The sequence below is a fragment of the uncultured Parasphingorhabdus sp. genome, assembly GCF_963975735.1.
Lineage (GTDB): Bacteria > Pseudomonadota > Alphaproteobacteria > Sphingomonadales > Sphingomonadaceae > Parasphingorhabdus.
In genome coordinates, this window is the sequence record NZ_CAXBIA010000012.1 from 22,830 (window position 1) to 36,120 (window position 13,291).

Genomic DNA, 13,291 nt, shown 5'->3' on the forward strand with positions numbered 1-13,291 from the left:
GCATGAAAACCATTAACATCGTTCGCAGCCTCACCCTTGCTGCCGCCTTGCTCGGCGCTGCCTCGGTACAGGCGCAGTCACCCGATCAAATCGCGCAAGACGTGCTCGCCAAAAACCCGGTGATCGACGGGCATAATGACGCGCCGGAACAGATTGCCGAGCGGTTCGCCAGCGATTTCTCGCAATTCGATTTTCGCAACACGCTACCGACCACCGGGACCGGTTCAAAGGTGATGCACACCGATATCGCCCGGCTCCGGCAAGGCGGAGTCGGCGGCCAGTTCTGGTCGGTCTGGATCGACCCGGAATTACCGGAATTTGAGGCCGTTCAGCGGGTGATCGAGCAGATTGATATCGTCCACCGGCTGGTCGATACATATCCGGATGATCTGCAACTCGCCCTGACCGCTGATGACGTGGAATCGGCCCTGCAAAACGGCCGTATCGCTTCGCTGATCGGTATGGAAGGCGGCCATTCGATTGGCAATTCGCTCGCCGTGTTGCGCCAGACCTATGCGCTCGGCGCACGCTATATGACGCTGACCCACTGGAAGACGCTCGACTGGGCCGACAGCGCGACCGATGCGCCAAAAAGCGATGGTCTCTCCGAATTCGGTGTTTCCGTCGTGCACGAAATGAACCGGCTCGGCATGATCGTCGATATCAGCCATGTATCCGAAGCGACGATGAATGATGCGCTGGACGCGACCCGCGCACCTGTGATTTTCAGCCATAGTTCTGCCGATGGCGTAACCAGCCACCCCCGCAATGTGCCGGATGCGGTGCTAAAGCGGCTGCCGGCCAACGGCGGACTGGTGATGGTAACCTTCGTACCCTCTTATGTCAGTGCGGAAAACCGCGACTGGGACGCTGGACAGAAGGCCGAAACAGCGCGCGCGGCAGCACTCTATCCCGGAGACGAGGCCGCACGTGCAGCCCATCTGGCGAAATGGAATGAAGATAATCCGATGCCGCCGGTGACCGCAAAGGATATCGCCGACCATATCGATCACATCCGCGATGTCGCCGGTATCGACCATATCGGCCTTGGCGGCGATTATGACGGAATCAGGTTTACGCCCGACGATCTCTCTGATGTGTCGACCTATCCAGTGCTATTTGCCGAACTGGCAGGGCGAGGATATAGCGCCGCTGACCTTGCAAAAATCGCCCGCGGCAACATATTGCGGGTACTGCAGGGCGTCGAATCCACAGCCGCGCAAATAGCGAAGAAACAGAAATAGATATGACCCAATTTTCCCTGACCGAAGACCAGCTCGCCATTCAGGAAATGGCGCAGAAATTCACCGCCGACGCGATCACGCCCTTTGCGGCCGAGTGGGACGAAAAGCATATATTCCCGCGCGATACGATCAAGCAGGCGGCCGACCTCGGCTTTGGCGGTATCTATGTGTCCGAGGAATCGGGCGGCATCGGTCTCGGCCGGCTCGAATCGGCGATCATCATGGAAGCCATGGCTTATGGCTGTCCCTCGACCAGCGCCTTCATCTCGATCCATAATATGGCGTCTTGGATGATCGACATATTCGGCTCGCAGGCGGTGAAGGACAAATATCTCCCCGATCTCGTGCCGATGGAGAAAATCGCCAGCTATTGCCTGACCGAAGCCGGAGCGGGATCGGACGCGGCCTCGCTGAAGACCAAAGCTGTTCGCGACGGCGACGACTATATCGTCAACGGTTCGAAGCAGTTTATTTCCGGCGGCGGCGAGAACGAGATTTACGTCACGATGACGCGCACCTCCGATGACGGTGCCAAAGGTGTGACCTGCCTGGTCATCGAGAAGGACATGGAGGGTGTCAGCTTTGGCGCAAATGAAAAGAAACTCGGCTGGCATTCGCAACCCACGGCTCAGGTCAATTTCGACAATGTCCGGGTACCGGTTGAAAACCGGGTCGGTGACGAGGGCGAGGGCTTTCGCATCGCCATGGCCGGTCTGGATGGCGGACGCTTGAACATCGGCGCATGTTCGCTTGGCGGCGCGCAGCGTTGTCTCGATGAAGCAGTGAACTATACCAAGGAGCGCAAGCAATTTGGCAAGGCGATCAGCGACTTCCAGAATACCCAGTTCATGCTCGCCGATATGGCGACGGACCTCGAAGCGTCGCGGGCGCTGCTCTATCTCGCCGCCGCCAAGGTCACCGAAGGCACGCCCGACAAGACCAAATTTGCCGCAATGGCAAAGCGGCTGGCAACCGACAACGGCAGCAAGATCGTCAACGACGCGCTGCAACTCTTTGGCGGCTATGGCTATTTGCAGGATTATCCGATCGAGCGCTTCTGGCGCGATTTGCGCGTGCATAGTATATTAGAGGGTACCAACCAGGTCATGCGTATGATCGTTTCGCGCGAATTGCTGCGCCAATAGGAAATTTATGACAGAAGATCTCATTATCAGAAAAACCGGTCGGGTTGGCCATATCAGCCTGAACCGGCCCAAAGTCATCCATTCGCTCAACCTCGACATGTGCCTTGCGATGACCGAGGCACTGCTCGCATGGCGGGACGATGACAGCGTGGAAGCGGTTATCCTCGACCATAGCGAGGGCAGGGGCTTCTGCGCCGGTGGCGATATCGCGATGCTGCGCGAATCCGGCATGACCGACGGCAAGAAAGGTCGCGAGTTTTTCTATCACGAATATCAGCTCAACCATCTGCTGTTTGAATATCCCAAGCCGATAGTCGCTTTCATGGACGGCATCACCATGGGCGGGGGCGTCGGAATTTCGCAACCGGCCAAATATCGCGTGGCCACCGAGCATACCCGATTTGCCATGCCGGAAACCGGAATCGGACTATTCCCGGATGTCGGCGGCGGTTGGTTCCTGTCCCGGCTCGAAGGCCGGTTAGGACAGTTTCTCGCGCTCACCGGTGCGCGGCTGGATGGCGCCGAGTGCAAGGAAGTGGGTATCGCTACCCATTATCTGCCATCGGAAGCTCTCGAAGAAGCCAAACAACGGATTACCGAAAAGCCCGATCGTATCGACGGCATATTGGGGCAGCTTTCGGGCAATATTCCCGAAGCGCGGATCGCCAGGAATCTCGACAAGATCGACAAGTTTTTCGCCTCCGACCGTTTCGAAGATATCCTCGCCGCACTGGAAGCCGACGATAGCGACTGGGCGGCCAAGGAGCGCGATACGCTCGGCACCAAAAGCCCGCAGACTTGCAAGGTGGCGCTGCGCCAGCTCAGGGAAGGCGCGGCGATGAACAGCTTCGCCGATGAAATGCGCAACGAATATCGGATCGGCTATCATGTGCTGGTGATGCACGATTTCCTCGAGGGCGTGCGGGCACTGATAATCGACAAGGATAATGATCCGAAATGGAAGCCGGCGACGCCCGAAGAAGTGACCGACGAATGGATTGATGCGATTTTCGCACCCCTGCCAGCCAATGAAGAATGGAAGCCCCTATGACGTACGAAACAATTCTTACCGAGAAAAAGGGTGCGGTTACCCTGATTACCCTCAACCGGCCGCAGGCGCTGAACGCATTGAACAGCCAGGTGCTGGATGAACTGATCGATGCTTTCGCCGCTTTTCAGGCAGATGAGACGCAAAACTGCGCCGTATTGACGGGTTCAGGTGACAAGGCTTTTGCCGCTGGCGCCGATATCAAGGAAATGTACGACAAGTCCGCCGCCGACTTCTATCTCGAGGATTTCTTCGCCAAGTGGACCAGCCATATCGTCAAGACGACCCGCAAGCCTTGGATTGCGGCGGTCAACGGCTTTTCGCTGGGCGGTGGCTGTGAACTCGCGATGATGGCGGATTATATCATTGCCAGCGACAAGGCGAAATTCGGCCAGCCGGAAATCAAGCTGGGTGTTGCACCGGGCATGGGTGGCTCGCAGCGCCTGACCCGCGCGATCGGCAAGGCCAAATCGATGGAAATGTGCTTGACCGGCCGGATGATGGATGCTGAAGAAGCCGAACGTTCCGGTCTTGTAGCCCGCGTGGTTCCGCATGATGATCTGCTCGATGAAGCTCTGAAATCTGCCGCGCTTGTCGCCTCGATGCCGCCGATGGCCGCGCAGGTGAACAAGGAAATGGTCAATTCGGCATTTGAGAATAATCTCGAGCAGGGTCTGGTCCACGAACGGCGTCTGTTCCAGATCCTGACCGCTACCGAAGACAAGAAAGAGGGCATGGCTGCCTTCATCGAAAAACGCGAAGGACAGTGGAAGGGACGCTAGGAATAGCTGCTTCTACCTTGCAAGGCCGCTGGCTTTGTTTTGCTGACAATCACTGGAGACTATAATGAAAATCGGATTTATCGGCCTTGGCAATATGGGTGGCGGCATGGCCGCCAATCTTGCAAAAGCGGGGCACGAGGTGCATGCTTTTGACCTGTCCGGCGAAGCGCTCGCGAAAGCCGGTGAAGCCGGCTGCCATCCGGTCAGCGACGCTGCACAGGCGGTCCAGAATATGGAAGCTGTGGTCACCATGCTTCCGGCCGGTACTCATGTCCGCAAGGTCTATGAATATGAGATCATCATCAATGCCAATCCGGGCACCTTGGTGATCGATTGCTCGACCATCGATGTCGACAGCGCGCGCGATGTTGCCACGATGGCGGAAGCCAAGGGCCTCGTCCCAGTCGATGCCCCTGTATCCGGCGGCATTGCGGCGGCCAATGGCGGAACATTGACCTTCATGGTCGGCGGCAGCGACGAAGGCTTCAAACGCGCCGAACCGATCCTGTCCGACATGGGCAAGGCGGTGATCCACGCCGGCGGCAATGGTGCGGGACAGGCGGCGAAAATCTGTAATAATATGCTGCTTGGCGCGTCGATGATCGCGACCTGCGAGACGTTCAAGATGGCGGAGAAGCTTGGTCTCGACCTGCAGACATTCTACGATATCTCCTCCAAGGCGTCAGGACAGAACTGGTCGATGACCAGCTATTGCCCGGTCCCGGGTGTCGGTCCGCAAAGCGCGGCAGACAATGATTATGAAGGCGGCTTTGCTGCTGCCTTGATGCTGAAAGATCTGCGTCTGGCGATGGAAGCCGCGCAAAGCGCCGGTGCGGATGTGCCGATGGGCGCAGAAGCAGCGAAACTCTACGAGAAATATGCCGAAACTGAAGGGCAGGGCGGCAAGGATTTCTCCGGCATCATCAATATGCTGGCCAAGGGCTGACCTTCAATGCCGCCGCTGTGGATGGTAATGTGCGGTCTGTCAGGGACAATCGCGGTGATTGCAGAGATCGGCAACCGGCGGCGCAACAATCGCCGCGACATTGAAGATGTCGGTTTCATGCCGTGGTCAACAATCACCGCTTTGGCATTGTTGACCTTCGGCATATCAATAGCCTTCGGTCTCGGATTTATCTCGACCGACTAAGCCGCTGATTACAGGCAGGCTTCCAGCAACGGCTGGTTGAAGCCATATTGACGCGCCTTGTCGAGCGTATAGGGACGCAGGCCGGCGGATTGATATTCGCCGATGATCTTGCCGTCTGCATCCTCATCGATATATTGATATTTGAACAATTCCTGGGTCACGATCACGTCGCCTTCCATCCCGATCACTTCGGTAATGTTGGTCGTACGACGCGAACCGTCGCGGAGACGTTTGACCTGGACAATCAGATCGACCGATTCCGCAATCTGCCGGGAAATCGCTTCCTTCGGAATCTTGATGTCGCCCATCAAAATCATATTCTCCATACGGCCGAGACATTCGCGCGGGCTGTTGGCGTGAAGCGTACACATGGAGCCGTCATGGCCGGTGTTCATGGCGGCGAGAAGGTCGAAACATTCCGCGCCACGAATTTCGCCGAGGATGATCCGGTCAGGACGCATACGCAGGGCGTTCTTCACGAGATCGCCGATGGTGATCGCGCCTTGGCCTTCAAGGTTCGGCGGGCGGGTTTCGAGCGGTAGCCAGTGCGGCTGCTGCAAGCGAAGCTCGGCAGCATCCTCGATGGTCAGCACGCGTTCGCCCGGATCAATCATCTTCGACATCGCGTTGAGCATGGTCGTTTTACCCGAACCGGTACCGCCGGAGATAACCACGTTAAAACGGCAGGCGCCGGCAATCTTGAGCACGGTGCACATTTCTTCGGACATCGAACCGAAGTTTTTCATCATGTCGAGCGTGATCGGCTTTTCGGAGAATTTACGAATCGAGATCGCGGTGCCCTTCAGGCTCAGCGGTGGCACGATAACGTTCACACGAGAACCGTCCTTGAGACGGGCATCGGCAAGCGGTGTGGTCTGGTCGACACGACGACCAACCTGGTTCACGATTCTTTGGGCGATCTGGAACAGATGTTCCTCGTCGCGGAACTGGATCGGCGCGATTTCAAGCTTACCCTTGATTTCGATATAGGTCTGTTCGGGGCCGTTGACCATGATATCCGAAATATCCGGATTTTGCAGAAGCTCTTCCAATGGTCCGAAACCGAGCAGTTCGTCGACCAGCACTTTTTCCAGGGCAAATTGCTCGCGCCGGTTGAGTGTCAGTTTAAGCTCGGTCAGCACTTCCATGATGATCGGGCGGAATTCCTCGGTCAGCTCTTCCTTGTTCAGGGTCGCGGCCGCTTCCGGATCGACGCGCTCGAGCAGGCGAGGGAGCACCTGTTCCTTGATTTTGTGGACGGAGGCACCGAAGCCTTCTTCCTTGTCGCCACCGTCGGCCAATGGTTGCGAGCGTTCGGAAAGCCGCGCCATCGCGTCATTCGGGTCGGTAGGCGCCGCCGGGGCTGGCGCGCCTTCGCCGGGGAGCGGTATGGATTCGATCGGAGGGAATTGATTGCCACCGAGATTATCTTCGGGGTTATCGGATTTGGCGGTTTTCTTGCCGCCGCCATTCATCGGCTTAGCGACACCAAAGGACGACTTTCCGCCGCCCAGTCCATTTTTCTTGCCAAATGCGCTCATGCTGTTCTGTCCGATTTAACTAATATCACAAGATACATGCCCTCTTTCCCCGAAAATGGTTAATAAACCGGAAAATTAGTTTGATTGGATTGGGATGGCTAAAAAAATCTATCTATTTGAGGCTTGTGCAGCGGCTGGCAGCCACTAAGCCCGGGGAAATGCACGAGAGACGTAATTTTGCAGGCTGATCATTCAACCGAACGGAAAACCGCAGCGGGCGGCATCACGTTGGCGCTGGTGGCATTTGCCGGATTTCCGCTGGGCGATGCGATAATCAAGTCCATGGCTGGCGACTGGCCTGCTCCGGCGGTAGCGGCCCTGCGTTTTTCGATCGGCGCGCTGGCGCTGGCCGTGATTCTGTTCCTGCGCGAAGGGCGTCGCGGCTTTCAGGTCAACCGTCCCTGGCTTCATATGGCTCGCGGATTTTGCCTGTTTGTCGGAACGATTACTTTTTTCTCGGCAATATACATCATGCCGCTCGCAGATGCGGTCGCGATATCATTCATCAACCCGATCCTGACCGCATTATTTTCGGGCTGGTTCTTGAACGAGAAGATGCCGCCGCGGACCTGGGGCGCGACGATCATTGCCTTTGCCGGTGTGCTGATCATGTTGCGTCCCAATGTCGCGGCCTTTGGCTGGGTGGCCATTTTACCGCTGATTTCCGCCTTTTCCATGTCGACCATGCTGATCCTCAACCGGATGGTATCGAACCAGCGGTCGATATTTGCAGCGCAATTTTACATTGCTTTCTGGGCGGCAACATTTCTGGTCATCGCCAGTGTGATCGGGCACTGGATGGTTCCGGTCATGACCGTTCCGGGTGCCCCGGACTGGGATGTTATCCTGCGTTGCATGCTCGTGGCTCTGACTGCAACCGGCTGTCATTTCCTGCTCTTCATGGCAACGATGCGCACGACGGCGGCGGCCATTGCGCCGATCGTCTATATCCAGCTGCTGATCGCCACAGCAATCAGCATTTTCATATTCGGGGACCCGATAGACGGGACCGCAATGATGGGTGGATTGTTGATTGTTTTCAGCGGGTTGTTGCTTTGGCGCAGCGAGCGCAAGGCGACCACCGTGCTGGAGGCATAGGCTCAGTCAGGACGCCTATCCCGAGGCCCTGCCAAGGCAGAAAATGATGACAGAAGTGGTTCGACTAGCCGACCACGAACGGCTCGGTCAGGAAATGGCTTCGGCGAGAACCGTCAGGCCCTTGTCATTCACTTCGGCAAAGCCGCCCTGGACGGAAATCGTTTCCGGCGCTCCGCCTTCGGTGGCGTAGATGACCAGATCGGCATCGCGGATCGTCGACATGACCGGCGCATGATTGGCGAGCACGCCAAAATCACCCTCGGTACCGGGCACTACCACCATGAAAACATCATCCGACCGGACGAGCTTTTCAGGGGTTACGAGTTCGAAATGTAGGTTTGCCATTATAGTACCTTTATACCGTTGGTCCTGAGCTCGCCGGAGCGCGTCTGTCGAGTATCCGCGCTGTTCGGCGGCCCAGTGCCAATGGATGTAGCTTAGGCCGCTTCAGCAGCCATTTTTTTGCCTTTTTCGACCGCTTCTTCGATTCCGCCGACCATGTAGAAAGCGTTCTCTGGAAGGTGATCATATTCGCCTTCGACAACCGCCTTGAACGATTTGATCGTGTCTTCGAGATCAACGAACTTGCCCTTGATGCCGGTGAAGACTTCAGCAACGTGGAACGGCTGCGACAGGAACTTCTGGATCTTGCGGGCACGTTGAACGACCAGCTTATCTTCCTCAGAAAGCTCGTCCATGCCGAGAATGGCAATGATGTCCTGCAAAGACTTATATTTCTGCAGGGTTTCCTGAACAGCACGGGCCGTATCATAATGTTCCTGGCCAACAACCCGTGGTTCGAGAACACGCGAGGTTGAATCGAGCGGATCAACAGCAGGGTAGATGCCCAGCTCCGAAATCGCACGGTTCAAAACGGTGGTTGCGTCCAAGTGGGCAAAGGAGGTTGCCGGTGCAGGGTCGGTCAAATCGTCGGCAGGAACATAAATCGCCTGAACCGATGTAATCGAACCCTTGTTGGTGGACGTGATACGTTCCTGCAACGCACCCATGTCGGTCGACAGGGTAGGCTGATAGCCCACAGCCGAAGGAATACGGCCAAGAAGTGCGGACACTTCCGAACCAGCCTGAGTGAAGCGGAAGATGTTGTCGATGAAGAACAGAACGTCCTGGCCTTCAACGTCACGGAAATATTCCGCCTGGGTCAGACCGGAGAGAGCCACACGAGCACGCGCTCCTGGAGGTTCGTTCATCTGGCCGAATACGAGAGCCACTTTCGAGCCTTCCGACTTTGGATTGCCGTCGGCATCCTTGGCGATAACGCCAGCGTCGAGAAATTCGTGATAGAGATCGTTACCTTCGCGGGTACGCTCACCAACACCGGCGAAAACGGATGTACCGCCATGGCCTTTTGCGATGTTGTTGATCAGTTCCTGAATAAGCACGGTCTTGCCCACGCCGGCGCCGCCGAACAGGCCGATCTTGCCGCCTTTTGCATAAGGTGCGAGCAGATCGACAACCTTGATACCGGTAACCAGAATTTCATTCTCGGTTGACTGGTCGACAAAAGCAGGAGCTTCCGCGTGAATTGGGGCAGTGGTCTTGTTGCCGATCGGGCCGCGTTCGTCGATTGGCTCGCCGATCACGTTCATGATCCGGCCAAGCGTTTCAGGACCAACAGGCATCATGATCTGCGAACCGGTGTCGGTTACTTCCTGACCGCGGGTGAGACCTTCGGTCGCATCCATTGCGATGGTACGAACCGTGTTCTCGCCGAGATGCTGAGCAACTTCCAACACCAGCCGGTTGCCGTTGTTGCTGGTTTCCAGAGCCGAGAGAATTGCCGGGATCTCGCCGTCAAAGGTTACGTCGACGACAGCGCCGATAACCTGAGAAATGCGGCCTACATTTTTGGTTTTTGCCATTTTTACGTTTCCTTGCGTACGTGCTTTAGAGCGCTTCAGCGCCAGCGATAATTTCAATCAATTCGGTGGTAATCGCGGCCTGACGGCTGCGGTTATAGACGATGGTAAGGTTGTCGATCAGTTCGCCGGCATTGCGGGTCGCATTGTCCATGGCGGTCATCGACGCACCCTGTTCCGACGCGTTATTTTCCAGCAATGCGCCGAAAATCTGGGTGGTCAGGTTGCGCGGGAGCAGCGCGGCGAGAATTTCTTCCTCGTCCGGCTCATAGTCCACAGCGCCAGCGGATTCGGCGATAGCGCCATCCTGAACCGCTATCGGGATGATCTGCTGAACCGTGGGTTCCTGCACCAATGCGGATTTGAACTTGCCGTAGAAGAGATGGGCGACGTCAAACTTGCCCTCTTCGACCAGCGCAGTCAGGTCCGCAGCAATTGCCTTGGCTTCTTCATATCCCGGCGCTTTGACAACCGATGTGTCGAAATGCTTCAGGATCTGGCCGGGGTAGAAACGCTTGATGATCGGGATGCCCTTGCGGCCAACCATGTAGAACAGCACTTTGTGACCTTCGGCGAGCAGCTTTTCGGCCTTGAGCCGCGCTTCCTTGACGATATTGGCATTGAACGCGCCGCACAGGCCACGGTCCGATGTGGCGACGACCAGAAGATGGGTGTCCCGCTTGCCGGTGCCAGCCAAAAGTTTCGACGAATTTTCGTCGATCGAAACCTTGGAGGCGAGGCTCGCCATCACTTTTTCCATCTGGCTGGCGTAGGGACGCGCAGCTTCCGCAGCCATTTGCGCCCGGCGCAGCTTGGCCGCTGCGACCATCTTCTTGGCCTTGGTGATCTTCTGGGTCGATTTAACCGACGCGATCCGATCTTTCAGTTCTTTAAGACTAGCCATTTCGTTCCTTCAATTGTCATTCCCGCCAATGCGGGAACCCAGTTCCATAAAAATGTCGCTTCGCGGCTTTTCTATTCGCTGGACCCCGGATCAAGTCCGGGATGACAGTTTCTCCTTATACGAACGTCTTGCCAAATGCCGCCAGTGCCGCTTCGAGAGCTGCCTTGGTATCATCTGCCAAATCACCGCTTTCACGGATCGTTTTCAATATGTCGGCATGTTCGCTGCGCATATGGGCAAGCATCGCTGCTTCATAACGCACAACGTCGGTCGCTGCGACTTTATCGAGATGCCCGTTGGTACCGGCATAGATCGACGCGGTCTGTTCTTCGAACGGCAGCGGCGAAAATTGCGGTTGCTTCAGCAACTGGGTGAGACGTTCACCACGAGCCAGCAATTTCTGGGTCGACGCATCAAGATCGGAGCCGAATTGCGCAAAAGCCGCCATTTCGCGATATTGCGCGAGATCGAGCTTAATCGAACCCGAAACCTTTTTCATCGCCTTCGTCTGAGCGGCAGAACCAACACGGGAAACCGACAGACCCACGTTAATGGCAGGACGGATACCCTGGTTGAACAGGTCGGTTTCGAGGAAGATCTGGCCGTCGGTGATCGAAATCACGTTGGTTGGAATATAGGCCGAAACGTCACCAGCCTGGGTTTCGATGATCGGCAATGCGGTCAAGGAACCGGAGCCATTGGCTTCGTTCATCTTCGCGGCACGTTCGAGCAAGCGACTGTGGAGATAGAAAACGTCACCAGGATAAGCTTCACGTCCTGGAGGACGACGCAACAGCAGGGACATCTGGCGATAAGCCACAGCCTGCTTGGAGAGATCGTCATAAACGATACAGGCGTGCATGCCGTTATCGCGGAAATATTCACCCATCGTCACACCGGTATAAGGCGCGAGATACTGGAGAGGTGCAGGCTCGGAAGCGGTTGCGGCAACCACGATCGAATATTCCATCGCACCATTTTCTTCGAGGCTCTTGACGATCTGTGCAACCGTCGAGCGCTTCTGGCCGATGGCGACATAGATGCAATAGAGCTTCTTGCTCTCGTCCTTGCCGGCGTTGACTGTTTTCTGGTTGATGAACGTGTCGATCGCGACAGCGGTCTTGCCGGTCTGACGGTCACCGATGATCAGTTCGCGCTGGCCACGGCCAACAGGAACGAGAGCGTCGAGTGCTTTCAGGCCGGTCTGGACGGGTTCGTGAACCGACTTACGCGGGATAATGCCCGGTGCCTTGACTTCCACACGGCTACGCTGCGTGGTTTTGATCGGGCCCTTGCCATCAATCGGATTGCCGAGACCGTCAACCACACGACCGAGCAATTCCTTGCCGATCGGAACGTCCACAATCGTGCCGGTCCGTTTAACAACGTCACCTTCCTTGATTTCAGCGTCAGAGCCGAAGATCACGACGCCGACATTGTCAGCTTCGAGGTTCAGCGCCATGCCCTGAATACCGTTGGAGAATTCAACCATCTCGCCGGCTTGCACCTGATCGAGACCGTGGATACGGGCGATACCGTCACCGACGGCAAGCACGGTTCCGACTTCGGAAACCTGGGCTTCATTGCCAAAATTGGCGATCTGGTCCTTGATGACCTTTGAAATTTCTGCGGCGCGAATATCCATGTGTATCTTCCTTTAGCCCTTCATGGCCTGCGATAGGGTGTTCAAACGGGTTTTAATCGAGCTGTCGATCATCTGGCTGCCGATTTTCACGACGAGCCCGCCCAATATGGACGGATCAACGGCGGTGGAAACGCTAACATCGCTTCCCACACGTTTCTTGAGCTGCGCCTTGAGCGCATCAATCTGCTTTTCATCCAGGGGATGAGCCGAGGTAACTTCTGCGGTGATTTCGCCGCGATGGTCAGAGGCCAATGTGGAAAAGGCGCGAATGACGGCAGGGATCTGGTCGAGCCGGCGATTGGCCGCGAGCACGCCGAGCGCATTGGTCGACAGCTTGTCGAGGCCAAGGGCCTTGGCCGTGGCTGCAATAGCCTTGCCGGCATCATCGCGGGAGACAACCGGGCTGCTGGTCAGCGCCTTGAGGTCACTCGATTCGGCCATGGCCGCGCTCAATGTCGCGAGACTGGCCTGCACCGCGTCGATGCTCTTCTTTTCTTTTGCGAGCGCGAACAAAGCCGTGGCGTAACGCCCCGCTAAACTCGCTCTAATGCCGCTGGAATGATCCACGCGTTTGCTTCTCCCTGACCGTAAGCACGGTCTGAAAACCGTTGATGAAATGGTCCGCTTAATGGCCGGAAATCCTGCGATTCCGCCCACGGATGCGCGGCGTCTAGCAACCATTTTGCTGCGATGCAAGATGGCTTGGGGAATCATTTTTCCGGAAAGCCAAACCAGCAGTTTTCAGCGGCTTTGAATTGTTCCGCCTATGACTATTAGCTTTGAACGCAAGATACGGGAAGCCGTGTGGGGCGCGGTGATTTAAATCCACTGCAACTTCCAGCATTGGAGACTTT

The 13,291-nt window shown here is 56.5% G+C and carries 13 protein-coding genes; 7 read left to right on the top strand and 6 right to left on the bottom strand.

The genetic code is table 11. From position 1 onward, the window contains the following. Positions 1–2 precede the first annotated feature (2 nt). From AACZ86_RS12490 to AACZ86_RS12515, 6 genes are all read left to right on the top strand, one after another. Positions 3–1,244 (top strand): dipeptidase, encoded by a 1,242-nt coding sequence (locus AACZ86_RS12490; protein WP_339693057.1) that lies wholly within the window; start codon positions 3–5, stop codon positions 1,242–1,244. 2 nt (positions 1,245–1,246) lie between these two features. Continuing rightward, positions 1,247–2,389, top strand: coding sequence for an acyl-CoA dehydrogenase family protein (locus tag AACZ86_RS12495; RefSeq protein WP_339693059.1), 1,143 nt, complete (start codon positions 1,247–1,249; stop codon positions 2,387–2,389). Between the two features lie 7 nt (positions 2,390–2,396). Continuing rightward, positions 2,397–3,440 (top strand): enoyl-CoA hydratase/isomerase family protein, encoded by a 1,044-nt coding sequence (locus AACZ86_RS12500; RefSeq protein ID WP_339693061.1) that lies wholly within the window; start codon positions 2,397–2,399, stop codon positions 3,438–3,440. Next, positions 3,437–4,219, top strand: a complete 783-nt coding sequence (locus AACZ86_RS12505) for an enoyl-CoA hydratase-related protein (RefSeq protein WP_339693063.1) — start codon at positions 3,437–3,439, stop codon at positions 4,217–4,219. Before AACZ86_RS12500 ends, AACZ86_RS12505 begins: the two co-directional genes overlap by 4 nt. Positions 4,220–4,280: 61 nt before the next feature. Continuing rightward, positions 4,281–5,165, top strand: a complete 885-nt coding sequence (gene mmsB / locus AACZ86_RS12510; RefSeq protein ID WP_339693169.1) for a 3-hydroxyisobutyrate dehydrogenase — start codon at positions 4,281–4,283, stop codon at positions 5,163–5,165. Between the two features lie 6 nt (positions 5,166–5,171). After that, positions 5,172–5,369, top strand: a complete 198-nt coding sequence (locus AACZ86_RS12515; protein ID WP_339693065.1) for a hypothetical protein — start codon at positions 5,172–5,174, stop codon at positions 5,367–5,369. Between the two features lie 8 nt (positions 5,370–5,377). Here AACZ86_RS12515 and AACZ86_RS12520 read toward each other — a convergent pair whose 3' ends face one another. Then, entirely contained in the window at positions 5,378–6,910 is a 1,533-nt protein-coding gene (locus tag AACZ86_RS12520) for a CpaF family protein (protein WP_339693066.1), read from the bottom strand. Between the two features lie 177 nt (positions 6,911–7,087). Here AACZ86_RS12520 and AACZ86_RS12525 point away from each other — a divergent pair, with 177 nt between their 5' ends. Further along, positions 7,088–8,008, top strand: a complete 921-nt coding sequence (locus AACZ86_RS12525; RefSeq protein WP_339693068.1) for a DMT family transporter — start codon at positions 7,088–7,090, stop codon at positions 8,006–8,008. Between the two features lie 87 nt (positions 8,009–8,095). Here AACZ86_RS12525 and AACZ86_RS12530 read toward each other — a convergent pair whose 3' ends face one another. The 5 genes from AACZ86_RS12530 to AACZ86_RS12550 form a co-directional block, all read right to left on the bottom strand. After that, positions 8,096–8,353, bottom strand: a complete 258-nt coding sequence (locus tag AACZ86_RS12530; protein ID WP_339693069.1) for an ATP synthase F1 subunit epsilon — start codon at positions 8,351–8,353, stop codon at positions 8,096–8,098. 92 nt (positions 8,354–8,445) lie between these two features. Beyond that, positions 8,446–9,891, bottom strand: a complete 1,446-nt coding sequence (gene atpD, locus AACZ86_RS12535; RefSeq protein WP_339693070.1) for a F0F1 ATP synthase subunit beta — start codon at positions 9,889–9,891, stop codon at positions 8,446–8,448. A gap of 25 nt (positions 9,892–9,916) precedes the next feature. Next, positions 9,917–10,792 (bottom strand): F0F1 ATP synthase subunit gamma, encoded by an 876-nt coding sequence (locus tag AACZ86_RS12540; RefSeq protein WP_339693071.1) that lies wholly within the window; start codon positions 10,790–10,792, stop codon positions 9,917–9,919. 115 nt (positions 10,793–10,907) lie between these two features. Further along, positions 10,908–12,437 carry a F0F1 ATP synthase subunit alpha gene (gene atpA, locus AACZ86_RS12545; RefSeq protein ID WP_339693072.1) on the bottom strand — a complete coding sequence of 510 codons (1,530 nt, stop codon included), beginning with the start codon at positions 12,435–12,437 and terminating at the stop codon, positions 10,908–10,910. A 12-nt stretch (positions 12,438–12,449) separates the two neighbouring features. Then, entirely contained in the window at positions 12,450–13,004 is a 555-nt protein-coding gene (locus AACZ86_RS12550; protein WP_339693074.1) for a F0F1 ATP synthase subunit delta, read from the bottom strand. Between the last annotated feature and the right edge of the window lie 287 nt (positions 13,005–13,291).

Coding starts and splice junctions, on each gene's coding strand:
- AACZ86_RS12490 (WP_339693057.1), top strand. CDS start 3: ATGAAAACCATTAACATCGTTCGCAGCCTCACCCTTGCTGCCGCCTTG.
- AACZ86_RS12495 (WP_339693059.1), top strand. CDS start 1,247: ATGACCCAATTTTCCCTGACCGAAGACCAGCTCGCCATTCAGGAAATG.
- AACZ86_RS12500 (WP_339693061.1), top strand. CDS start 2,397: ATGACAGAAGATCTCATTATCAGAAAAACCGGTCGGGTTGGCCATATC.
- AACZ86_RS12505 (WP_339693063.1), top strand. CDS start 3,437: ATGACGTACGAAACAATTCTTACCGAGAAAAAGGGTGCGGTTACCCTG.
- AACZ86_RS12515 (WP_339693065.1), top strand. CDS start 5,172: ATGCCGCCGCTGTGGATGGTAATGTGCGGTCTGTCAGGGACAATCGCG.
- AACZ86_RS12520 (WP_339693066.1), bottom strand. CDS start 6,910: ATGAGCGCATTTGGCAAGAAAAATGGACTGGGCGGCGGAAAGTCGTCC.
- AACZ86_RS12530 (WP_339693069.1), bottom strand. CDS start 8,353: ATGGCAAACCTACATTTCGAACTCGTAACCCCTGAAAAGCTCGTCCGG.
- atpD (WP_339693070.1), bottom strand. CDS start 9,891: ATGGCAAAAACCAAAAATGTAGGCCGCATTTCTCAGGTTATCGGCGCT.
- AACZ86_RS12540 (WP_339693071.1), bottom strand. CDS start 10,792: ATGGCTAGTCTTAAAGAACTGAAAGATCGGATCGCGTCGGTTAAATCG.
- atpA (WP_339693072.1), bottom strand. CDS start 12,437: ATGGATATTCGCGCCGCAGAAATTTCAAAGGTCATCAAGGACCAGATC.